The sequence below is a fragment of the Hyphococcus luteus genome (genome assembly GCF_002943565.1).
GTDB lineage: Bacteria > Pseudomonadota > Alphaproteobacteria > Caulobacterales > Parvularculaceae > Hyphococcus > Hyphococcus luteus.
Genome location: NZ_PJCH01000005.1, coordinates 126,505 through 147,178, shown reverse-complemented (window position 1 = coordinate 147,178; position 20,674 = coordinate 126,505). Strand labels below are relative to the sequence as shown.

Sequence of the window (20,674 nt, the reverse complement as noted above, 5' to 3'; positions counted from 1 at the left end):
CGCAGGCGGGAAAGCCCGGGGGCGGAAGAACGGATGATCGAACCCTTCATCATGGCGGTTGCGGCCGCAATGACGGTGGCCGTTGTTTATTGCGTCAGCATGCTGGCGGCGCGCGCGGGCGCCTTTCTCGACGAACCCAATGAACGCTCGAGCCACGACCATGCGACCCCGCGCATCGGCGGCGCCGCGATCACGGGCGGATGGGTTGTCGGCCTTTTCGTCATGGCCGCCTTCGCGGACGATGGGGGCGCGGCGAAGACGCTGGCGCTGATCGGCGTCGCTGGCGTCGCCGCTTTTTTTGTCGGCCTCGCCGACGACAAGCTTGGGCTCTCCCCCGTCTGGAAGTTCGGCGGGCAGATCCTTGTCGCCGCGCTCTTCATCTTTTTCTTCGGTGCGCTGCAATCGGCTCCGCTGCCGTCGCTGGGCGCGGTTGCGCTCGGGCCCTTATGGGGCGCGGCGCTGACCGTTTTCTGGATCGTCGGTTTCATGAACGCTTTTAATTTCATGGACGGGGCGAACGGGCTCGCCGCCGGCGCGGCGGCGGCGGGGCTCGCCTGGTTCGCCGTGTTCGCCGGTCTTTCCGGCGCGCCGGTGCTGGCCGTGGCGGCGTTGCTTCTCGCCTGCGCCGCCGCCGGGTTCCTGCCGGAAAATCTCATCCGCGGCAAAATCTTCATGGGCGACAATGGCAGTCAGATGCTCGGCTTTCTGATCGCCGCGTTCGCCGTCCTCGGCGCGAACTGGACCGAAGCGCGGCTTAGCGTTCTCGTCATGCCGGTGATCTTTCTGCCGTTTATTTTCGACGTCGCCTGGACGCTGTTCTCAAGGGCCCTGCGCAAGCAGAACCTTCTCGCGGCGCATCGCGAGCATCTTTATCAGCTGATGATGCGCGGCGGTTTTTCGCACGCCAGCGTCGCCGTCATCTATATGGGGCTGGTCAGCCTGTGTGCGGGCGCGGGCGCGCTGATGCTCGCGATGCCGCCTTCCTTGCAGTGGCTGGCGCCGCTGGCGTTGTCGTTTGTGTTCATTGTCGGCGCCGCGCGCATCACGGCGCGCGCCGACAAAAGCGGATTGCTCAAGAGACGCGCCGCCGCCGATGACGACGCGCTTCAGCCGGCTGCGGAATAAGGTTTAAGACCCGCGCGCCGTCGAGGTGAGGGCGAGATCGCCGAGCGCTTCGCGATACTCGTTGTCGGGCGCTTTTGACAAAGCGTCGAGCGCTTTTTGCGTGTAGTCGCGGGCGCATTCGAAGGTGTCTTCGATAACGCCGTCGCGCTCCATCAGGCTTTGCGCCTTTTCGAAATCGCCGGGCTCTTGCCGGCCCTCGGCGATGACGCGCCGCCAGAAGGGTTTTTCCTCTTCGCGCGCGCGCTCGATGGCGAAGACCACCGGCGCGGTCATCTTGCCTTCGCGGAAATCGTCGCCGACCGTCTTGCCGAGCGCATATTCGAACCCGGCGTAATCGAGGGCGTCGTCGACGAGCTGATAGGCGATGCCGAAATCCTCGCCGAAACGGCGCATAGCGATTTCTTCTTCCGCCGGGCGGCCGGAGATCTGCGCGCCCACTTCCGTCGCCGCGGCGAAGAGAGCCGCGGTCTTGGCGCGCACCACCTGAAGATAGGTCTCGAAGGTGGCGGCGATGTTTTTCTGCGTCGTCAGCTGCAGGACTTCGCCTTGCGCGATGATGCTCGAGGCGTGCGACAGCGAGCGCAAAACGTCGAGATTTTTCGCTTCGACCATCAGCTCGAAAGAGCGCGAGAAGATAAAGTCCCCGACGAGCACGCTCTCCTTGTTGCCCCAGATGGTGTTGGCGGTGGAGGCCCCGCGGCGCAAGGAGGAGGCGTCGACCACATCGTCATGAAGCAGCGTGGCGCCGTGAATGAGCTCGACCGCGGCGGCGAGCTTTACATGGTCTTCGCCCGCATAATCGAACAGCCGCGCCGAGGCGAGCGTCAGCATGGGCCGGAGGCGTTTGCCGCCGGCGTGGATGAGGTGCCCGGCGAGTTCCGGGATCATCTTCACCGGCGAATCGAGCCGGCTCAGGATCTCATGGTTAACGGCTTCAAGATCGCGTTCTGTGAGCGAACGCAGATGGGCGACGGCGGATGGAAATTCCGGCGCGCGCCTTGCGGCGAGTGTCTCGCTGGCTGTCGCGGCCAAACCCAAAATAACGCCTTTCGCTCGTGTGTTATTGCAATCGCCTCGCAGATTGGTCGCTGGGCCGCTCCCGGTCAAGCGAAAGCGGCGGCCCCGCCTCAGCGGCGAATCACCGCTGTCCAAGACGCTGGCGTCCTTTGTTCGCTGATTTGCTGATCATTGAAAAGGCTTGGGTTTTCACCTAACAGCGGGCGATGACAAATTGGACCGACCGTTTGAATTCTATTTGGCGCGCCCTGCCTTTCGCCGGGCCGGAAAAGCCTCTCGTAACCGTGATTGAAATGACCGGGGTGATCGGCGAGATCGGCGCCGGGCGCAAAGGGCTTACGCTTAAAAAGCTCGAAAAACCGATCGCCGACGCGTTCAAGCCGAAGGGCGTTAAAGCGGTGGTGCTGGCGATCAATTCGCCGGGCGGCTCGCCGGTTCAATCGCGCCTGATCTTCAGCGCCGTGCGCCGCGAGGCGAAGGAAAAAGACGTGCCGGTGCTCGCCTTCATCGAGGACGCCGGGGCCTCCGGCGGCTATATTCTCGCGCTCGCCGGCGATGAAATCTACGCCGATGAGAGCTCTATCGTCGGCTCCATCGGGGTCATTTCGGGCGGTTTCGGCTTTCACGAAGCGATCGGCAGGCTCGGCGTCGAGCGGCGGGTTTATACGGCGGGCGAGAACAAATCCCAGCTCGATCCCTTCCAGCCGGAAGACCCCGAAGACGTGGCGCGCCTTAAAGACATGCTGAACGAGCTGCACCAGCAGTTCATCGCGCTTGTCAAAGAGCGGCGCGGGGACAAGCTGTCCGAAGATGAGACGCTTTTTTCCGGCCGGTTCTGGAGCGGCGCCATGGCGGTGGAAAAGGGATTGGTCGACGGAACGGCTCAGTTCGGCGATTTTTTACGCGACCGCTTCGGAAAAGATGTTAAGATCAAGCGGATTTCGCAGGAGAAGGGCTCTTTGTTGAAACTGCTCTTTTCCGGCGGCGCGCAGAGCCCTTCGGAAAGCCCCGCGCTCGTCGATGCGGAAGAGCTGGCGGCGGCGGGCGAGCGCCGGGCCTTGTGGGCGCGGATCGGACTTTAACAGCCGCCGAACCTTGAGTTGAAGAATGCCGGAACCGGGAGACATATTATGAGCGCCGTCACCACCCTGGCCGTCACTGTCGCCGCCGCTGCGGGCGCTGTCGCGCTCTGCCGTTACGCTGAAAAGCGCACGCGCCCCTTGCGCGCCGCTATTGACGAGATGCGCAAATCCGCGCGCGCGAAAGGCGACGGCGCCGTTCTCGATTACGAACAGGACCCTGAAAGCGGCGTCTTCAAACCGAAAAGCGCGGCGCGCTAAAGTTCAGGCGCGAGCGTGACGGCGATGCGCCGCCGGTGCGGCGCGCGTCGGTGTTCCAGAAGATAAATTCCCTGCCAGGTCCCGAGCAAAAGCCTTCCGTTCTCGAACGGAACGAAGAGCGACGTCGCGGTCATCGCCGATTTCAGATGCGCCGGCATGTCGTCGGGCCCTTCCGCGCGATGGCGGTAAGGCCCGTTCTCCGGCGCCGTCCTGTCGAGCCAGTCGAGCAGGTCCGCCATGACGTCCGGATCGGCGTTCTCCTGCACTGTCAGGGAGGCTGAGGTATGCTGAATAAAAAGATGAGCGAGGCCGCCTGGAGCGTTCGAAGCGGCGGCGACATCGGCGATCTTCGCCGTGACATCGACGGCGGCGCGCCCTGGGGTGTCGATTTGCAGAATCGTTGTCATAGGCTAACTCTTTGATTTAAATTATGAATTTTTATCCATAATTGCTTTGCCGTCAGAAAAGGCGCGCGCCATACTTGCCCGGTTTGGTCAGCCGCTGTACCGCCGTTTCTGTTTTGAAAGATATTGCGTTCATTGATCTAGAAGCGTCGGGGCTTTCGGCGCGGTCCTGGCCGATCGAGGTCGGCTGGTGCTTCGCTAATGGCGGCGTCCAGGCGATGCTCATTAAGCCTGCGCCGGAATGGTCCTTCGACGACTGGAGCGCCGAGGCTGAGACCCTGCACGGCGTCTCGCCGGAAATGCTCGACAAGGACGGCGTGGAGCCGAAAGAGGCCTGCGAAAAGCTGAACGCGGCGCTCGCCGGCAAGATCATCTATTCCGACGCGCCGGACTGGGACGGCTTTTGGCTCTATCGTCTGTTTCAGGCGGGGCGCAAACGCCAGCGCTTCATCGTCAGCGACCTGGCGAGCCTGTTGCGCTCCGTGCCCCCGGACAAGATCGGGCCCCTGGTGACGGCGGCGGAGCTGCGCGCGCCGCGCCGCCATCGCGCGGCGCCGGACGTCATGCATATGCGCATGCTCTACGAACTGGCTGCTTCCGGTTATTGATTTCAGCGTCATCCCTTTCACAGTGTGTTTATGACCAGTGGAACCGGCCCCGCGCCGCAGCGCATCAGGATCGAGCTTAACGACGGCGCGCTCGCCGGGTTTCGCTGGCCGGCGCCCGACAGGCCGCCGCTTTTATTTCTCCACGCCACCGGCTTTTGCGCCTGCGTTTATCGCCGCATGCTGGGCGGCCTCAAAGACCGCTTTGACATTTACGCGCTCGATCTGCGTGGTCACGGACTGAACACGCGGCCCGCCGATCCGTCTCGTTTGCGCTCATGGAAACCCTTTGTAGCGGATGCGCGCGCCTTTCTCGACCGCGAGCGCCGCGAAGGCTGGACGCTTGCGGGCCATTCCATGGGCGCGGCGACGTCTGTGCTCGTGGCGCAAGGCCGCACGGATGTGGCGGCCTTGAAACTCATCGAGCCTGTGGCGATGCCGGGCTGGATGACATTCGCCGCGAAGACGCCTTTCTGGCCGCTGATGTCGAACCGCATCCCGCTGGTGCGCCAGGCGGCGCGCCGGCGCAATCGCTGGCCCGACCGGGAAAGCGTTCTCGCCTCCTACGCCCGCAAGGGGCTGTTCAAGGCCTGGGCGCCGGGGGTCCTTGAAGACTATCTCGAAGATGGTCTTGTCGACGATGCTTCGGGGGAGGGCGTCCGGCTTTCCTGCGATCCGCGCTGGGAATCGGCGACTTTCGCAGCGCAGGCGAATGATGTCTGGGCGGCGGCCCGCGCCGCGCCGGCCAAGATGTCGGTGTTTGCGGCGGATCATCCGTCCTCCACCGTTTCGTCAGCCGCCCGGGCGCGGTTCCGCCGGCTCGGCGCAGAGCTTGTCGTGAGGCCGGGCGTCAGCCATCTGGCGCCCATGGAAAAGCCCCAAGACCTGGCTGCGTTTCTTGGCGCCTGAGCGCAGCGCCCGCGAAAAGGCTGGCTTTGCGCCCGAAAGGCTTGGAGCGGGGCGGCCTTTTTGCTAAGAGCCCTGCCCTAAAGTCTGCAACGCCCATCAGGGCTGGATAGACAGATGTTCGCCGGCCGCAGACCCGATGCCGCAAAGGCTCTTATCCTTAAAAGATGAGAGCCGGGCCCGTATCGGTTTCTGGAAAGGAACGTCTGATTTTCCAATGTCCGGGGGTTGCGGAATTTTGGAGGCGAGGCTCTAAGCGGTCCAGCACACCGCCCGGAGGGGCAATGAAGGGCGCGGCGCGCGCCCGGCGAAGACGGGCGAGAACGATTTTTAGGAAGGGTAGACAATGAGCGAGGCGCAAGCGGTTCCGGAAGTGACCGGCAAGATGTTCCTCTATGAACAGCCGGAACTTTTGATGAAAGAAAAACATGGCGGCCTGGCGCTGAAGCCGGCGGCGCAGCCTTTCGGCTTTGCGTCGAAAGCGCGCGCCATTCCGCTGACCCTGGGCGAAGTCCCGTCGGCCATGAAAAACTATCCGATCATCTTCATGTCCAACGAGCAGCCGCAGCTGCTCGCGGTGACGGGGCTTTACGACGACATCAATCTTTTCGTCGACGATCAGGGAAACTGGGAAGAGAATTGCTACATCCCGGCCTATGTGCGCCGCTATCCGTTCGGCCTCGCCACGGAAAACAACGGCGAACGCATGGCGATCGTCATCGATCGCGCCTTTGAAGGCCTGACCGAAAACGGCGACGTGCCGCTTTTCAGCAATGACGAGCCGACGGAGCAGACCCAGGCGGCGATCGATTTCTGCAAGAACTACGAGCGCGACCGTCAGATGACGGATCAGTTCGCCAAGGCGCTTGTGGACGCCGAACTTGTCCAGCCGCAGACGGCGCAATATACGCCGACGGGCGCGAGCGAGCCGGTCAATTTCGCGCAATATTTCGGTATCGAAGAACAGCGCATGAATTCGATCGACAAGGACATGCTGGTCGACTTCCACAGCCGCGGGCTTTTGCCGCTGGCCTATGCGATGTTGATGTCCATGAGCAACTGGCGCCTCCTGCTGCAGCGCCGCGCCAAGCGCTTCAATCTGTCCGAGGCGGACATTTTCAAGCCGGTCGTCAATTAAGATTTCGGCGATCCGCCGGCGAAACCGGGCCCGAAAGGCCCGGTTTTTTCATGTTCACCTTCCGGCGAGCGGCGTTTTGCAGCGCCCGGCGGATATTGGCGCGAGACCCGCCGCCCGCTACCAAGGGGGACCATGATCCGCCGCTTCTTTCTCATCGCCGCTCTTTTTTGCGCCGTCTATTGCGCCGGGGCCGGCGCATACGCGCAGACGGTCGTCGAAAACGAGTATACGGCGAAAACCGAGATCATTCCCGAAAGCCAGGGCTTCGTTCCCGGCGAGACCTTGTGGTTCGCCCTTCGCCAGGAGTTAAAGCCCGGCTGGCACGTCTTCTGGATCAATCCCGGCTCGGCGGGGATGCCCCTGCGGCTGACATGGACAATGCCCGAAGGCTTTGTCGCGGGCGCGCCGCTTCATCCGGTCCCGGACTATATTCCCGTGGGCCCGCTGGCGAGCTACGCCCATGAAGGCGCGCCGGTTTTTCTCATCCCCGTGACGGCGCCGGCGGATGCGCGGCCCGGCGACGATATCGAGATCGCCATCGATGCGTCCTGGCAGACCTGCGAGGACATCTGTGTGCCCGAAGACGGACGTTTTTCCTTCTCCCTGCCTGTGGTTGAAGCGGCTGCGTCCGATGCGGCCCATGCGGGACTGTTCGCGAAAGCCCGGGCGAAACTGCCCGATGAGGGCGACAAGGAAGCAGGGTTTTCCGTTGCGGATGGCGGCTATGTGCTGACGGCCTCGGCGCCCGCCGGCCTCGATCCGGAAGCTGCGTTTTTCTTCCCGGCGCCGGAAGGCCTGGTCGAAGCCGCCGCGCCGCAGGAGATCGGCGTCAGGGACGGCGAAGCGCGCATTGCCATGCAGCCGGGCTGGTTAGAGACATTTGACGGCGCCGCGCTCGACGGCGTGCTCGCCTTTGATGGCCCGCAAGGGCGCCGCGGCGTCTGGCTCAGCGCGCCGCTTTCCGGGCCTATCGAAAAGCCGGCGGAAAAAGCGGCGCCCGCAAGCGCAGCGCCGACCCTCGCCGGCGGGCTCGGGGTGCCGGCGCTCCTGGCGCTCGCGTTCTTCGGCGGCGTTCTTTTGAACATCATGCCGTGCGTCTTTCCGGTGGTGTTCATCAAGGCGGCGGCCTTTATGGAAAGCGCGCGGGAGCATCCGGGCGTCGCGCGGGCTCATGGCGCGCTTTACGCCGCGGGCGTGCTGGCGAGCTTCCTCCTCATCGGCGGGGTCCTCTTGGCCTTGCGCGCCGGCGGCGAAGAGCTCGGCTGGGGCTTTCACCTCCAGTCCCCCATCGTGACGGCGCTCTCGGCCTATGTGCTTTTAGGGGTGGGCCTTAATCTGGCGGGGCTGTTTTCCGCCGGCGAAAGCGTCGCCGGGGCGGGGCAGGGGCTTGCCGCGAAGAAAGGCGCCGTGGGCGCGTTCTTCACCGGCGTTCTCGCCGTGGTCGTCGCCGCCCCTTGCATCGGTCCCTTGTTGAGCGCGCCTATGGGGGCGGCGCTGCTGCTGCCGCCTCTGACCGGTCTTGCGATCTTCGCGGCGCTGGGCCTCGGGCTCGCCGCGCCTTACCTCCTCCTGTCCTTCGTTCCGGGGCTCGGGCGGCGCCTGCCGAAGCCCGGTCCCTGGATGGCCGTCTTCAAGCAGCTTTTGGCCTTCCCGGTCTTCGCCGCCGCCGCCTATTTCCTCTGGGTGCTGGCGCAGCAGGCGACGGGCGGCGGGCTCGCTGTCGTACTGTCCGGGGCGGTGCTGCTCGCTTTCGCCGCCTGGAGTTTTGAAAAGAGCAAGAGGGAAGGGACGGGCGCGCTGGTCTTGCGGATTATCTCCGCCATCGCCGTTCTCGCGGCGCTCGCGCCGCTCGCGCGGCTTCAGACCGCGCCGGCCGTTCAGGATGAAGCGGGCGCCTATGGCGCGATGACGGCCGTTCCCTTCAGCCCTGAAGCGATCGAGGACTATCGCACCGAAGGAACGCCGGTTTTCATCGATTTCACCGCCGCCTGGTGCGTCACCTGCCAGTTCAACAAGCTCACCGTCTTCTCGGACCCCGCCGTCGCCCGCGCCTTTGACGAAGCGGGGGCGGTCTTCATGGTGGCGGACTGGACCGTGCGCGATCCGGAGATCACCGAGGCGCTGGAAAGCTTTGGGGCGAGCGGCGTGCCGCTTTACGTCTATTACGGGGAGGACGGCGCGCCGGACGTCTTGCCCCTGCCTCTGGGCAAAAAGGCCGTCATCGAGGCGGTCTCAGGAGTCTAAATCGGCGCGGGCTTCGGCCAGCTTCGGCGCATGGCTCTGCTCGATCACCGCGCGCTTTTCCCATTCTGCCTCTTTGAGGGCGAAAATCGCGGTCACCGCGGCGATAGCGGCGAGATTCAGGAGCGCGCGTTTGAAAAGGGCGGAGCGGGCGGCGGCGGAGACTTGCATGAACGCCTGTTTACCGCCTTTTGGTTTAAAACGCGTTGAGGAAGACGTGTAAAATCCCTATCAGTTTTGAAAAAACGCCGCCCCGTTCGATGGCCGGCGGCGGCTTCCCAGAGGATTATTCCATGACCGACATCACCGGAACACCGGAATGGCAGGCGCTGGAGGCCGATGCGGCGGCGCTCAAGGACGTGTCCATGCGGTCGCTTTTCGAAAAGGATCCGGGCCGGTTCGCGCGCTATTCCATCGAGGCGGCGGGGCTTTTTCTCGATTATTCCAAGAACAAGATCACCGAGGACGTCGCCGACCATCTGATCGCGCTGGCCATGGCGGCGGATCTTGAGGGCGCGCGCGAGCGCATGCTGACGGGCGAGGCGATCAATACGACCGAGGAGCGGGCGGTCCTGCATCCGGCCCTGCGCGATTTCTCCCAGCGCGATTACCATGTGGGCGGCGAGAACGTCTCGCGCAAAGTCCGCGCCGAGCTCGCCAAGATGAAAAGCTTCGCCGACGGCGTTCACGGGGGCGAGCGCAAGGGCTACACCGGCAAGCCTTTAACGACCGTCGTCAATATCGGCATCGGCGGGTCCGATCTCGGCCCTTTCATGGCGACCGAGGCGCTCCGGCCTTACTGGATCGAGGGGCGCAAGGCCCATTTCGTCTCCAATGTGGACGGCCAGCACATCGCCGACACGCTGGCGGCGGTTGATCCCGAAACGACGCTGTTCATCGTCGCCTCAAAAACATTCACCACCCAGGAGACCATGACCAACGCCGAAACGGCGAAACAATGGTTCCTTTCTCACGGCGCAAGCGAAGACGACATCGCCAAGCATTTCATCGCGCTCTCAACCAACGCCTATGCGGTGAAGGCCTTCGGCGTCGCCGAGGAAAACATGTTCGAATTCTGGGACTGGGTCGGCGGGCGTTATTCCCTCTGGTCGGCGATCGGCATGTCGATCGCGCTGCAGGTCGGGTTTGCGAATTTCGAAAAGCTTCTGCACGGCGCCCACGCCATGGACGAGCATTTCCGCTCGGCGCCGTTGCGCGAGAACATGCCGGTCATGCTGGCGCTTGCGGGCGTGTGGAACCGCAATTTTCTCGGCATAGGCTCCCATGCGGTGCTGCCTTACGACCAGCATCTTCACCGCCTGCCGGCTTACCTGCAGCAGGCGGACATGGAATCGAACGGCAAGCGCGTCACGAAAGACGGGGAGGCGGTTCAATGCGAGACCGGGCCGGTGATTTTCGGCGAGCCCGGCACCAACGGCCAGCATGCTTTTTATCAGCTCCTTCATCAGGGTACGGACCTTGTCTCGGCGGATTTCATCGCGCCGGCGGTCAGTCAGGAAGAGACGGGGGATCATCACGAAAAACTGCTCTCGAACTTCCTCGCCCAGACCGAAGCCTTGATGCGGGGCAAGACCGAAAAGGAAGCGCGCGCGGAGCTGAAAGAAGAAGGCTATGCGCCGCCCGATATCGACCGGCTGGCGCCGCACAAGGTCTTCCCCGGCGGCCGCCCGACCAATTCCATTCTTATGGAAAAGCTGACGCCGGAAACTCTCGGCGCGCTGATCGCGCTTTATGAGCACAAGATTTTCTGTCAGGGCGCCCTATGGGGGATCAATTCCTTCGATCAATGGGGCGTCGAGCTCGGCAAGGCGCTGGCGAAAACTATCCTGCCGGAGCTCGCGAAAGCGGGCGAAGAGAAACCAGAGGCGGAAGGCCATGACGCCTCGACCAACGGGCTCATCGACCGGGTCAACGCCGTCCGCGCGAAGATGAAGTGAAATATTAAAACCGCTCATCCCCGCGCATGCGGGGATCCAGCGTTCGGATGAATGGATTCCCGCTTTCGCGGGAATGAGCGGAGGAAGGTGACGAAATGAAACTGTCGACTGTTTTCCGCATTATCATGATTGCAGGCTTCCTCGGATGGGCGTCATCCGCGAGCGCCGCCCAGGATGCACAGGACGAAACCGCAACCCACGCGAAAATCCAGACCTCCAAGGGCGACATCGTCGTTGAGCTCTACCCGGAAAAGGCGCCGAAGACGGTTGCGAATTTCCTGCGCTATGCGACCGAAGGCAAATATGACCGCACGATCTTTCATCGCGTGGTGAAAGGCTTCGTCATTCAGGGCGGCGGGTTTTCCCGGCTTTTGACCGAGCGCGGCAAATACGATCCGATCCCTTACGAAGGCGACAACGGACTTAAAAATAAACGCGGGACCCTCGCCATGGCGCGCAGTGACGACCCGGACAGCGCCCAGGCGCAATGGTTCATCAATTTGCGCGACAACCCGAAGCTCGATCATGACGTGACCGAGATCGGGCCGATCTACGGCTACACGGTCTTCGGGCGCGTTGTCGAAGGCATGGATGTCGCCGACGCCATCGGCCAGGTCGAGACCGGCCCGAAGGGCGTCTTCGACGCGGAAGTGCCCGTCGAGCCTGTTTTCATCGAGCGCGTCGATCCGATTGAGTGGCCGGAAGCGGAATAACTTAGGCTCTCGCCGGGCGCAGCCCGTAAATCACCAGGCCGACGCCGATCAGAATGGCGAGCGTCAGGCTGAGAAGCAACGTCGCCACCGCAAGCTCGAACGGCGCCGCGCCGGCGGAGCCGCCGCCGGCGAGCGGCATCATCGCCGCGGCGCCGGTGAAGGCGGAAATGAGCGTCGCCGTCCAGTTCGCGAAGGCGGCGTAGATGACGAGCCAGAAGGCGGCGATGCGCTGCCGGGGACCGAGGACGAGCCGCGTCCAGATCACGCCGAGAATAATCAGGAGCATGCCGTTGAGGATCGCTTCGAGATGGCTCGCAAGCGCCATGCGCGGCAGCGCCGCCATGGGCACGGCGAGCCCGGTCAAAAGGCCAAGCAGCAACAAAACGGCGCCGAGCTGCATCAAAAGCCGGCTCGAGGGAAAAGCGTCATGAGCGTCAGTCATGGGAAGGTTTCTCCTTTATAGATACGGGGCTTGGGCCCTCTTGATTAGGGGGCGCCCGCCTTACGCCGCGGAAGCCGTTCTGTAACCTGACGAAAGTAAGTGACCGGCGCCGGCTTTATTCGCCGGCTTTCATCTCTTCGAGCGCGGCTCGCGACACTGTGAAGCGCTCGGTGATGGTCACGCTCTCGCCCCCGGCGAGCGCGGCCGCTTCTTCTTCGGTGAGCTCGCGGCTGAAGATCATGCGTTCGCCGGGCTCTAGCGTGTCGACGATCTCGCCTTTGACGGCGATTTCAAGGGTCGCCAGGAACGCCGCGTCGATGACGCCGTCATCCCCGTGATCGCGGCCGGAAAGCAGGAAGGTCGCTTCGTTCTCGCCTTCTTTGACTGTGTTGTTCAGGGGCGCCGAGGCGGTCATGGAGCCTTCCTCGCCGCCGGAGAGGAAGTCGCTGGGCTTGCCGTTGATCGCGGTTTTGACCGCGACGTCGCGCGTCGAGACGCTCAATGTGAGGAACATGTCCGACGGGACGGGCCCGCCGCAAGCCGAGAGCATGAGCGCGGCCCCGGTCCCTAGGAGCGCCCGGATCAATTTCATGAGGTTCATGGCTTTTCTCCCCTTTTGAGAGCCGAGTATGCCCGGGCCGCTTCAAGCCTGCAAAGGCCCCGCATCGTCCCTGCCGCATTGCCTCCCCCCGCGCCATCGGCTATCCCCGCGCCTCTATGGCCAAAAAGCAGAAGACATTCCGTCCCAAGGCGCGCATTCCGCGCGGGTTCCGCGACCGGCTCGGCGCAGAGATCGCCGCCGAGCGCGAAATGCTGGCGCGCATCGGCGCGGTTTACGAGGCCTGGGGCTTCGACGCGCTCGAGACACCGGCTTTCGAATACACCGACGCGCTCGGCAAGTTCCTGCCCGACACGGACCGGCCGAACCAGGGCGTCTTCTCGCTGCAGGACGATGACGAGCAGTGGATGAGCCTGCGCTACGACTTAACGGCGCCGCTCGCACGCTATGTGGCCGAGCATTACGATGCGCTCCCCAAACCCTTCCGGCGCTATCAGATGGGCCCTGTCTGGCGCAATGAAAAGCCGGGGCCGGGCCGCTTCCGCCAGTTCACGCAATGCGATGTCGACACGGTGGGCGCGCCGGCGCCTTACGCCGACGCGGAGATCTGCGCGCTTTTCGGCGACGTGATCGAGGCGGCGGGGATTGCGCGGTCCGACTTTTTCATTCGCGTTTCGAACCGCAAGATCGTCGACGGCCTCTTCGAGAAGATCGGCTTGTCGGACGAAGCGGATATGGAAACGCGTCTCACCGTCATGCGCTCCATGGACAAGTTCGACAAATTCGGCGCCGAAGGCGTGGCGCTGCTGTTTGGCCCGGGGCGTAAAGACGAGAGCGGCGACTTCACCGACGGCGCGAAGCTCGACGACGCCAAGATCGAAACCGTGCTGGCCTTCCTGAAATCGGGTCCGGAAAATTCCAAGGGCGATCCGCTCGGCGTCATCGAAAAGCTTCTCGGCGAAACGCAAAGCGGCGCCGAAGGCGTGGCGGAGCTGCAAGGCATCAAGGCCTCGATCCCGGATTTCGCATCGCGTCCGATCATCTTCGACTGCTCGGTCATTCGCGGCCTCGATTATTACACGGGGCCCGTGTTCGAGGCGGAATTTGCGAGCGGGCTAACGGACGCCAAGGGCCGTCCGGTGCAAATGGGCTCCATCGGCGGCGGCGGGCGCTATGACGGCCTCGTCAAGCGCTTCAAGGGCGTCGAGGTCCCGGCCGTCGGCGTTTCCGTCGGCGTGTCGCGCCTTCTGGCGGCGCTTGAATTGAAGAAAAGCGCTGAGGAAACGGCGAACGGTCCCGTGGTCGTGCTCGCGCTCGAAAAAGATCAGATGGCGGAATATCAGAAGATGGCGTCTGAACTTCGCGATGCGGGCGTGCGCGCCGAGGTCTATCTCGGCGGCTCGAATTTCGGCAAGCAATTGAAATACGCCGACAAGCGCGCCGCGCCCGTCGCGATCATTCAAGGCTCCGAAGAGCGCGAGAAGGGCGAGGTGCAGATCAAGGACCTCGTCCTCGGCGCTGAGCTTTCAAAACAGATCGAGGACAACGCCGAATGGCGCGAAGCCCAGCCCGCGCAGTTTTCCGTGAAGCGCGATGAGCTTGTGGAAGCGGTGAAGAAGGTGCTGGCCAGGCGTTAGCCAAACACCACCAGCACGCCCGACACCGTCAGCACCGACAGCATCATCGTAAAGGCGATCGCCGCGGCGGTCTCGCTTGTGTAGACGCGATACTGGCTCGCCAGCACGAAGCAGCCGACGCCCGACGGCACGGCGACAAAAAGCGCCAGCGCGCCCCAATATTCTGGGTCGTGAACGCCCAGCAGGGCGGCGGCGCTGAGCGCGACCGAGGGCAGGACGCCCATCTTGGTGATGGCGATGAGGCTGATGCGCCCGGCGACGGATTTGAACGCCGGGAACCGGTGGGTCGCGAGGAAAACCCCGAGGGAGAACAGCGCCGTCGGCCCCGCCGCGCGCCCGAGAATGTCGAAAAAGGTTTTGACCGGCGGCTCGAAGGGTATGCCGAGCGCCGAATAGAGGAAGCCTAAAATCATGCCGAGAATGAGCGGGTTCTTCAAAGGCCCGAGGATGAAGGAGCCGGCGCGCTCTAAGGCGTGGCCGTCTTCCTTGCGCGGCGAAATCAGGGCGGTGAGGATCGTGATCATCACCGTGCCTTCGATCAGCATGATGGAAACGAACGGCTTCGCCCATCCTTCGATGGTCAGCGCGATGGGCAGGCCGAGAAAGACGGCGTTGCCGAGAGTCGAGGTCAGCGCATGGGCGCCCGCTTCCTGTTTCGAAAGATGGAAAAGCCGCTGTGAGAGGAAATAACCGATCATCACCGCGGTGAGCGAGCCCGCGGCGTAGGAAAGGGCCACGATCAGATCCTTGTGTCCCGGCGGCGTTGCGCCGGCGGTCAGACCGAAGAGGGCGGCGGGCATCGTGAAGCGGAAAACGAATTTGTTGAGCACCTCGGAGTCGGCGGCGTTCAACATTTTCGTCCGGCCGGCCAGGAAACCGGCGGCGATGACAGCGAAGACGGGAAGGGCGATGGTGAAAACGGAACTCATGGGCCGAGCCTTTCACAAGGCTCGCGTGAACCGTCAAGTCGCAGCGCCGTCAGCAAGGAGCGGGAGAAATATGCCGGACGGGCGGGAGGCCAAATCTCCCGGGGGCTGGGGGCGATGGTTAAAACCGGAAATTCCGGCCCGGACCGCCCGCCCGGCCGATTGAAACTGACGCCGGATTGGGGCGCGGAGAGGGACCAATTAAGGCGATTTTAAGGATGATTTTCCCCGCGATTCCGCGCCGCAGAACGGAATTCGAGGCTTGCGGCGGCGCGCCTCGCGGGCGATGCTCGTGGGCGATGCGAAGCCTCAACACAGCGTCCCAGCCGACCAAGCCGCGCCCCGAGCCTGTGGCGTTCACGCGCAGCGAACTAACGCGCATCCTCTCCGTCTATGGCTATTTCGTCGCCGCCGGGGAGTGGCGCGATTACGCCATCGATCATCTGAAGGACGCGGCGGTGTTTTCGATTTTCCGGCACGCCTCGGAGCTGCCGCTCTATCGCATCGAAAAGCGCCCGGCGCTGGCGAAAAAACAGGGCGCCTGGGTGGTCGTCTCCATGTCCGGCGCGGTTTTGAAGCGCGGGCACGATCTCGCCCAGGTCCTGAAAATCTTCGACCGCCAGAAGCTGAAGCTCGCGACGTAAATCCACCCGCTCATCCCGGCGAAAGCCGGGATCTTTGTCCCATGTGGTTCGGAGTTTGTTGCACGAGATCCCGGCTTTTGCCGGGATGAGCGGTTTTAATTTAGAGCGTTTTGATTTGCGCTCGCGCCGGCCGCCAGACACGCCTCATAAGTCTCAACGAAAACATGCCGCTGCGCATGGCTGCCGCCGACGCGGTGAAGATCGTTGAGGAGCGGGCCTAAAATTTGCGCCGCCTGTTCGTGCTTGCCGCGCGCGAACGCCGCCAGCGCCTCGGCTGCGGGAACGCAAACCTCCGCCCAGACGGGATTGAGCGCGATTTCCGCTTTCTTTTTCAAAGACGCGATGAAGCGGTCGGCTTCGCCCGGCTCGCCGGCGCGCGCGAGTGCGTAAAGATAATGCAGATCGTGGAAGGGGAAGATGTGTTCCCCGGCGCGCCCGCGGACCTGGTCGATGACCGGCGCCCAGCGAGACCCCACATCGGCGCCGCGCAGTTCGAGCCGCCACAGCATGGAGACGGCGCCGATCTGTTCCTGCGGAAATTCCGGCCATGCGCCCCAGAGCTTTTCGTCATAGATCGCGAGGGCGTCTTCCTCGCGCCCCAGCGAAAGGCGAAACAATGCGGCGTGCCAGTAATTATGATCGCGGATGAAGACGCCTTTGGTCTCCCAGGTGTGCGCGCAATGGTCGAGCCAGCGCGCGCCTTCGCGGGCGCGCCCTTGCGTCTCCATCACATGGGCGACGGCGTGATGGGCCCAGGCGTCATCGAGCGCGATCTCGCTGGCCTTGAGGCCTTCCTCCTCCGCTTCGCCGAGACGGTGGTTCTGTTCGAGCGCGAAAGCGGTCATGCCATGGGCGTAAGGCGTTCCTTCGTGAACGATGCGCGCGCGCTCGCCGAAGCGCAAAAGCGCCGGCGCATGGCCGAGATTGAAGGCGTGATACTGGCCCCATTTGATCGCGCATAAGTCCGCTGGCCAGCGCACGGTAAGCTCGTCGAGGGCGCGCAGGGTCCGCGCGAAATCATGGTTCGCCTGCGCCTCGACAGCGTCGCAAAACAGCCGCTCGCGCTCGGTCCCGCTCTCGCGCGCGGCGCGCATCTTGTCGAGATAAGGCGCCGCTGCGGCCCAGCCTTCGGCGCCTTCGAACGCCATATGAAGGCTCGCCGCGTGGGCGTTGAGGAGAGGCGCCCCAGGATTGGCGTCGGCGACCTCGAACAGCCCGCGCAGATCCGGCCCGTAGCTCAAGAACTCGCGCACATAAGCGTCGTAACCGCGGGCGGACTCAGGGCAGGCGCCGGTGACCGGCAACTCAAAACAATCTCTAACGGACATAGGGGGCGAAACTACAGGCCGCCGGGGCGCGCGGCAAATCTCAATTTCATGACGCCGTCTCACATTCGCGTCGGCTCATCGCTTATCGGCCCGTTGTTTCTGTGAATGTCGCTTAAGTGACGATCAGCCGGTCTCCATGGGCGCGTCCGGGTCGGCGGTCCATTCAGCCAGCGAGCCGTCATAGACGGCGATGTCGTCAAAGCCGAGAACGGCGAGCGCCAGCGCGTTGTTGCAGGCCGCGACGCCGCCGCCGCAATAGGTAATGACGCGATCGCTTTTACGCGCGCCCGCCGCGTCGAAATGAGCCGCGAGTTTGTCTTTCGACAGATAGACGCCGGTTTCGGGATCGACGAGCGAAGACGCGGGCGCGTTGATCGAGCCCTTGATGCGCCCTGCGCGCGGCATGGGCGCGGCCTCGCCCGTGAACTCCTTGAGCGACAGGGAATGGACGAGCGTCGCGCCGCCTTCCTCGATGATTTTGTGGACCTCGTCCTTGGAGACGATTCTTTCAGGGCGATAGCGCGGCGTGAACGAGGCGGGTTTGATCTCCGGCGCTTCACCGGAAACGGGCCGGGCCTCCGCCGTCCATTTCTTGAAGCCGCCATCGAGCACGGCGGCCTCGTCGAAGCCGTAGGTTTTAAGGCTCCACCAGACGCGCGCCGCCCAGCTGCCGATGCCGCGGTCATAGACGACGACAGCGCTGTTGTCGCCGACGCCGAGCGCCTCCATCGCTTCTTTGAAGGCGCCCGCTTTCGGCATCATCAAAGGCCGCGGATCGTCCTTGTCGCCGAGCGTCCCGAGAACGTCGCAGAAAACCGCGCCGGGAATATGCGCGTCGTCGTAAGACGCGCGGCCCGGCACGAAGGCGTAAGACCCGTCCGGCGTTTCCTCCTGAACCGTGGTGCAGTCGAGAATGACGAGGTCCGGCGCGCCGAGATTGTCGGCGAGCCAGGCGGTGGAAACGAGCGGCGTTGGCAGGTCAGTCATTTGGGCGCCTCCTCTTCTTGTCTTTCGCGGGATCATCAAGCCCGTAAGGCTTTGTGTAAAGAAAAAGCCCCGCCGAAGCGGGGCTTTTCTGTTTTCCGATTTTCCTCAGCCTAGTCGCGCATGATGCCGAGAATATTGAGGATGTGGATGAACAATGTCACGAAGGAGCCGTAGAGCGCGAACGCGCCGAAGATCGCCGTGCGCTCGTTCATTGAGCTGCCTTCGCGATAGAGCGACTTGATCATCTGCGTTTCGTACGCGGTCATTGCTGAAACCAGAACAACGACGGCGCATGACGTCAGCAGGCTGCCCATCGTGCTTTGGAAAAAGAAGTAGTTCAACAGCATGACGACGATCACGCCGATCAGGCCCGCGCCAAGGATAGGCGCCCAGCCGCTGATATCTTTCTTGGTCGTGTAGCCCCAGAGGCTCAATGCGCCAAAGATGGATGCGGTGATGAAGAACGCGCGATAAATCTCAACGGCGGCGCCTTGCTGCTGGAACATGTAGAGCATGGGCGCGATCATCACGCCCCAGAGGGCGGCGTAGGCCCAGAACATGGCGTGCGCGGCGACCTTGGAGCCGTTCATGATGACTTTCGGCGCCATCATGCCCATGCCGAGAATGCCGAAAAACCCGATCAGCATGAGCGGGCCGCTCATGATCGTTCTCATAAGGCCTACATTGCTCGCGATGAGCATGGAGAAGAGGCCCGTGGCCGCCACGCCGAGCGCCATGTAATTGTAAACGCCCAGCATGTATTGGCGCAGGCCCTCGTCAATCGCGACGCCGCCGGCGCGCGGAATAGCGCCAAATTGTCTGCGTGGTTCGTTCATGTACCGCCTGTCCTTTCGGTTCCTGCCAAAACTTAAGACGGCGGCCCGAAAGGCCGCCCGTCTCTGCAGATAACAATATCGGGGCCGCCATGCCTGCAATCAAGGGGAATCGGACCGGAATCGGCGAAAATCGGCGGGAGTAAAGCCTTGGTTAACCGGTTCAAATCGAACGATTTGTTTGCCTCGCGGCGAATTGCTTCGCAATCGCCTCCGGCGGGGCGGCCTGACCGGCCGGCGCGCGGTCGCGCGCTTTGGAAGTCTGGCTTTCGGCTAGGCTGAAAGACGCAGCCGGGCCGCAAAGAAGCCGTCCATCTCGCCTTCGCCGGCCAGCATGGAGGGCAGGGTGCGCATGTCGCCCTCGCGGGTCACAGCCTTGTCGAGCCCGCCGATCTCCGCCGCCGTCACGGGAACCCGTTCGATCTCAGGGTGGCGCGCCAGCGCCGCCTTGGCCTGGCGCTCGCCTTCTTCGCGCTGCAGCGAGCACACGCAATAGACGAGAAGCCCGCCGGGCTTCAGCAAGCTCAGCGCATGGTCGATCATCTTGGACTGGAGTTCGGCCAGCGCCGCGAGGGCGGTTTCGCCTTTCGACCAGGGGATGTCCGGATGGCGCCGGATCGTGCCCGTCGCCGTGCAGGGCGCGTCGAGCAGGATGGCGTCGGCTTTCTCCGCCGGTTTGAAGCGCAGGGCGTCGTCCTCGACGATATCCGCCGTCAGCTTCGTGCGGGCGAGGTTTTCGCTGACGCGCTCCATGCGCGCGCCGGATTTGTCGACCGCCGTCACGCGCGCGCCCGCCGCCGCAAGCTGCAGCGTCTTGCCGCCGGGCGCGGCGCAAAGATCGAACACGACTTTGCCGGCGATATCGCCGAGAAGCTTCACGGGCAGGCTCGCCGCCGCGTCCTGCACCCACCAGGCGCCGTCTTCGAAACCGGGCAGGGCGGTGACGTCGCTCACAAGGGGCAGGCGCGCGCCGCCCATGGCGAGCGGTCTGGCGTCAAGCCCGGCTTCTTTGAACCGCGCAATCCAGGCCTCGACGTCTTCGCCGGGCTTGAACGTAAGATCGAGCGGCGGGGTCTCGCGATGAGCCTCGGCGATGGCTTTCGCGACCACGGGGCCGAACTGACGCTCCCAGGCGCGCCACATCCAGGAGGGCGTGTCCGTCCGTGCGGGGATCTTTTCAAGCGCCTCTTTGCCGGCCTCGCCGATCTTGCGGGCGATGGCGTTGATCAGCTTGGCGTAGCCCTGCGTCTCGCCGCGCTCATTGGCGAGTTCGACGGAGGTTGAGACGGCGGCGTGGGCCGGGGTTTCGAGGATCAGAAGCTGCGCGGCGGCGATGCGTAAAATGTCCATCACCCGCGCCGATTTTTTCGGCAAGGGCCGGTCGAGAAATTCGCCGATCAGGTGGTCGAGGGCGCCGCGCCGGCGCAGGGTCTGCGTCGCGAGAAGGCGCGCAAAGCCCCGGTCGGGTCCCTCGAGATGTTCGAAAGGCCGCGTCTTCGCGATCGCCTCGTCGAGCGGCGCGCCTTCCCAGACCCGGTCGAGAATCTCCAGCACCGCCCGGCGCGCCGCGACGCCCGCCATGGTGGAAAGCGGGCGGGCGCGTTTGGCGTCATCGCCGCCGGCCTTTTCCCGGGGAGGTTTCCGGTCCGCGCCGCGCGCGCCTTTCGGACGGTCGAATTTAGGGCGCTCGGATTCAGGGCGTTTGGGGCGGCCTCTGTCTTGTGTCTGTCTCTTGTCCATAAGCGCCCGGCTAAACCACGCCTTTCGCGGAAAGTCACCCGAAATCATGGGCGAAGAGCCGACTGAGGCCCCAGTCTGGCCCCGCTCTGGCCGTTGCGGCGCTTTTCGCCTAGACTTCCCGGCGCGGGGGG

General features: G+C 63.7%; 21 protein-coding genes. 11 read left to right on the top strand and 10 right to left on the bottom strand.

The genetic code is table 11. The features are described from left to right. The first annotated feature begins 33 nt into the window (after positions 1-33). On the top strand, positions 34-1,125 hold the full coding sequence (locus tag CW354_RS05545; protein ID WP_104829061.1) for a glycosyltransferase family 4 protein: 1,092 nt from the start codon (positions 34-36) through the stop codon (positions 1,123-1,125). A 3-nt stretch (positions 1,126-1,128) separates the two neighbouring features. Here the strand turns inward: CW354_RS05545 and CW354_RS05540 are convergent, their stop codons facing one another. After that, on the bottom strand, positions 1,129-2,163 hold the full coding sequence (locus CW354_RS05540) for a polyprenyl synthetase family protein (protein WP_423793521.1): 1,035 nt from the start codon (positions 2,161-2,163) through the stop codon (positions 1,129-1,131). A 206-nt stretch (positions 2,164-2,369) separates the two neighbouring features. Here CW354_RS05540 and CW354_RS05535 point away from each other — a divergent pair, with 206 nt between their 5' ends. After that, positions 2,370-3,224, top strand: a complete 855-nt coding sequence (locus CW354_RS05535; RefSeq protein WP_207764688.1) for a S49 family peptidase — start codon at positions 2,370-2,372, stop codon at positions 3,222-3,224. A 48-nt stretch (positions 3,225-3,272) separates the two neighbouring features. Continuing rightward, the gene (locus CW354_RS05530) at positions 3,273-3,482 is read left to right on the top strand and encodes a hypothetical protein (RefSeq protein ID WP_104829059.1); all 210 of its coding nucleotides are present in this window, start codon (positions 3,273-3,275) and stop codon (positions 3,480-3,482) included. Here CW354_RS05530 and CW354_RS05525 read toward each other — a convergent pair. Further along, positions 3,479-3,889 (bottom strand): secondary thiamine-phosphate synthase enzyme YjbQ, encoded by a 411-nt coding sequence (locus CW354_RS05525; RefSeq protein WP_104829058.1) that lies wholly within the window; start codon positions 3,887-3,889, stop codon positions 3,479-3,481. The genes CW354_RS05530 and CW354_RS05525 overlap by 4 nt on opposite strands. 74 nt (positions 3,890-3,963) lie before the next feature. Between CW354_RS05525 and CW354_RS05520 the strand changes: the two genes are divergently transcribed. The 4 genes from CW354_RS05520 to CW354_RS05505 all read left to right on the top strand — a co-directional run bounded on the left by CW354_RS05520 (position 3,964) and on the right by CW354_RS05505 (position 8,779). Then, positions 3,964-4,494, top strand: coding sequence for a 3'-5' exonuclease (locus CW354_RS05520; protein ID WP_133162192.1), 531 nt, complete (start codon positions 3,964-3,966; stop codon positions 4,492-4,494). A 30-nt stretch (positions 4,495-4,524) separates the two neighbouring features. Next, positions 4,525-5,400, top strand: a complete 876-nt coding sequence (locus CW354_RS05515; protein WP_104829056.1) for an alpha/beta fold hydrolase — start codon at positions 4,525-4,527, stop codon at positions 5,398-5,400. A gap of 343 nt (positions 5,401-5,743) precedes the next feature. Next, positions 5,744-6,535: a SapC family protein gene (locus tag CW354_RS05510; RefSeq protein WP_104829055.1), complete on the top strand. Its 792-nt coding sequence runs from the start codon at positions 5,744-5,746 to the stop codon at positions 6,533-6,535. Positions 6,536-6,667: 132 nt separating this feature from the next. Beyond that, complete coding sequence (locus CW354_RS05505; protein WP_104829054.1) at positions 6,668-8,779, top strand: protein-disulfide reductase DsbD family protein; 2,112 nt, start codon at positions 6,668-6,670, stop codon at positions 8,777-8,779. Here the strand turns inward: CW354_RS05505 and CW354_RS05500 are convergent. Next, positions 8,768-8,947 (bottom strand): hypothetical protein, encoded by a 180-nt coding sequence (locus CW354_RS05500; RefSeq protein WP_104829053.1) that lies wholly within the window; start codon positions 8,945-8,947, stop codon positions 8,768-8,770. The genes CW354_RS05505 and CW354_RS05500 overlap by 12 nt on opposite strands. Positions 8,948-9,069: 122 nt before the next feature. Here CW354_RS05500 and pgi point away from each other — a divergent pair, with 122 nt between their 5' ends. Both pgi and CW354_RS05490 read left to right on the top strand, forming a co-directional pair. Continuing rightward, positions 9,070-10,734: a glucose-6-phosphate isomerase gene (gene pgi, locus CW354_RS05495; protein ID WP_104829997.1), complete on the top strand. Its 1,665-nt coding sequence runs from the start codon at positions 9,070-9,072 to the stop codon at positions 10,732-10,734. A 95-nt stretch (positions 10,735-10,829) separates the two neighbouring features. Further along, on the top strand, positions 10,830-11,447 hold the full coding sequence (locus tag CW354_RS05490) for a peptidylprolyl isomerase (protein WP_104829052.1): 618 nt from the start codon (positions 10,830-10,832) through the stop codon (positions 11,445-11,447). Position 11,448: 1 nt separating this feature from the next. Here the strand turns inward: CW354_RS05490 and CW354_RS05485 are convergent, their stop codons facing one another. Next, on the bottom strand, positions 11,449-11,889 hold the full coding sequence (locus CW354_RS05485; protein WP_207764687.1) for a styrene oxide isomerase: 441 nt from the start codon (positions 11,887-11,889) through the stop codon (positions 11,449-11,451). Between the two features lie 115 nt (positions 11,890-12,004). Next, complete coding sequence (locus tag CW354_RS05480) at positions 12,005-12,490, bottom strand: hypothetical protein (protein WP_104829051.1); 486 nt, start codon at positions 12,488-12,490, stop codon at positions 12,005-12,007. A 116-nt stretch (positions 12,491-12,606) separates the two neighbouring features. On the opposite strand from CW354_RS05480, the gene hisS reads away from it, so the two are divergent. Next, a complete protein-coding gene (hisS, locus tag CW354_RS05475; RefSeq protein WP_104829050.1) occupies positions 12,607-14,085 on the top strand; it encodes a histidine--tRNA ligase in 1,479 nt (492 codons plus the stop codon). Here hisS and CW354_RS05470 read toward each other — a convergent pair. Next, entirely contained in the window at positions 14,082-15,014 is a 933-nt protein-coding gene (locus tag CW354_RS05470; RefSeq protein ID WP_104829049.1) for an AEC family transporter, read from the bottom strand. The genes hisS and CW354_RS05470 overlap by 4 nt on opposite strands. A 296-nt stretch (positions 15,015-15,310) precedes the next feature. Here CW354_RS05470 and CW354_RS05465 point away from each other — a divergent pair, with 296 nt between their 5' ends. Next, positions 15,311-15,655, top strand: a complete 345-nt coding sequence (locus tag CW354_RS05465) for a DUF2794 domain-containing protein (protein WP_104829995.1) — start codon at positions 15,311-15,313, stop codon at positions 15,653-15,655. A gap of 95 nt (positions 15,656-15,750) precedes the next feature. Here CW354_RS05465 and CW354_RS05460 read toward each other — a convergent pair whose 3' ends face one another. From CW354_RS05460 to CW354_RS05445, 4 genes are all read right to left on the bottom strand, one after another. Further along, positions 15,751-16,959 carry a tetratricopeptide repeat protein gene (locus CW354_RS05460; RefSeq protein ID WP_104829048.1) on the bottom strand — a complete coding sequence of 403 codons (1,209 nt, stop codon included), beginning with the start codon at positions 16,957-16,959 and terminating at the stop codon, positions 15,751-15,753. Positions 16,960-17,106: 147 nt separating this feature from the next. After that, positions 17,107-17,970: a sulfurtransferase gene (locus tag CW354_RS05455; protein WP_165793544.1), complete on the bottom strand. Its 864-nt coding sequence runs from the start codon at positions 17,968-17,970 to the stop codon at positions 17,107-17,109. Between the two features lie 110 nt (positions 17,971-18,080). After that, positions 18,081-18,806 (bottom strand): Bax inhibitor-1/YccA family protein, encoded by a 726-nt coding sequence (locus tag CW354_RS05450; RefSeq protein ID WP_104829046.1) that lies wholly within the window; start codon positions 18,804-18,806, stop codon positions 18,081-18,083. Between the two features lie 270 nt (positions 18,807-19,076). Next, a complete protein-coding gene (locus tag CW354_RS05445; RefSeq protein ID WP_207764686.1) occupies positions 19,077-20,543 on the bottom strand; it encodes an RsmB/NOP family class I SAM-dependent RNA methyltransferase in 1,467 nt (488 codons plus the stop codon). Between the last annotated feature and the right edge of the window lie 131 nt (positions 20,544-20,674).

Coding starts and splice junctions, on each gene's coding strand:
- CW354_RS05545 (WP_104829061.1), top strand. CDS start 34: ATGATCGAACCCTTCATCATGGCGGTTGCGGCCGCAATGACGGTGGCC.
- CW354_RS05530 (WP_104829059.1), top strand. CDS start 3,273: ATGAGCGCCGTCACCACCCTGGCCGTCACTGTCGCCGCCGCTGCGGGC.
- CW354_RS05525 (WP_104829058.1), bottom strand. CDS start 3,889: ATGACAACGATTCTGCAAATCGACACCCCAGGGCGCGCCGCCGTCGAT.
- CW354_RS05515 (WP_104829056.1), top strand. CDS start 4,525: ATGACCAGTGGAACCGGCCCCGCGCCGCAGCGCATCAGGATCGAGCTT.
- CW354_RS05510 (WP_104829055.1), top strand. CDS start 5,744: ATGAGCGAGGCGCAAGCGGTTCCGGAAGTGACCGGCAAGATGTTCCTC.
- CW354_RS05505 (WP_104829054.1), top strand. CDS start 6,668: ATGATCCGCCGCTTCTTTCTCATCGCCGCTCTTTTTTGCGCCGTCTAT.
- CW354_RS05500 (WP_104829053.1), bottom strand. CDS start 8,947: ATGCAAGTCTCCGCCGCCGCCCGCTCCGCCCTTTTCAAACGCGCGCTC.
- pgi (WP_104829997.1), top strand. CDS start 9,070: ATGACCGACATCACCGGAACACCGGAATGGCAGGCGCTGGAGGCCGAT.
- CW354_RS05490 (WP_104829052.1), top strand. CDS start 10,830: ATGAAACTGTCGACTGTTTTCCGCATTATCATGATTGCAGGCTTCCTC.
- CW354_RS05485 (WP_207764687.1), bottom strand. CDS start 11,889: ATGACTGACGCTCATGACGCTTTTCCCTCGAGCCGGCTTTTGATGCAG.
- CW354_RS05480 (WP_104829051.1), bottom strand. CDS start 12,490: ATGAACCTCATGAAATTGATCCGGGCGCTCCTAGGGACCGGGGCCGCG.
- hisS (WP_104829050.1), top strand. CDS start 12,607: ATGGCCAAAAAGCAGAAGACATTCCGTCCCAAGGCGCGCATTCCGCGC.
- CW354_RS05470 (WP_104829049.1), bottom strand. CDS start 15,014: ATGAGTTCCGTTTTCACCATCGCCCTTCCCGTCTTCGCTGTCATCGCC.
- CW354_RS05465 (WP_104829995.1), top strand. CDS start 15,311: ATGCGAAGCCTCAACACAGCGTCCCAGCCGACCAAGCCGCGCCCCGAG.
- CW354_RS05455 (WP_165793544.1), bottom strand. CDS start 17,970: ATGACTGACCTGCCAACGCCGCTCGTTTCCACCGCCTGGCTCGCCGAC.
- CW354_RS05450 (WP_104829046.1), bottom strand. CDS start 18,806: ATGAACGAACCACGCAGACAATTTGGCGCTATTCCGCGCGCCGGCGGC.
- CW354_RS05445 (WP_207764686.1), bottom strand. CDS start 20,543: ATGGACAAGAGACAGACACAAGACAGAGGCCGCCCCAAACGCCCTGAA.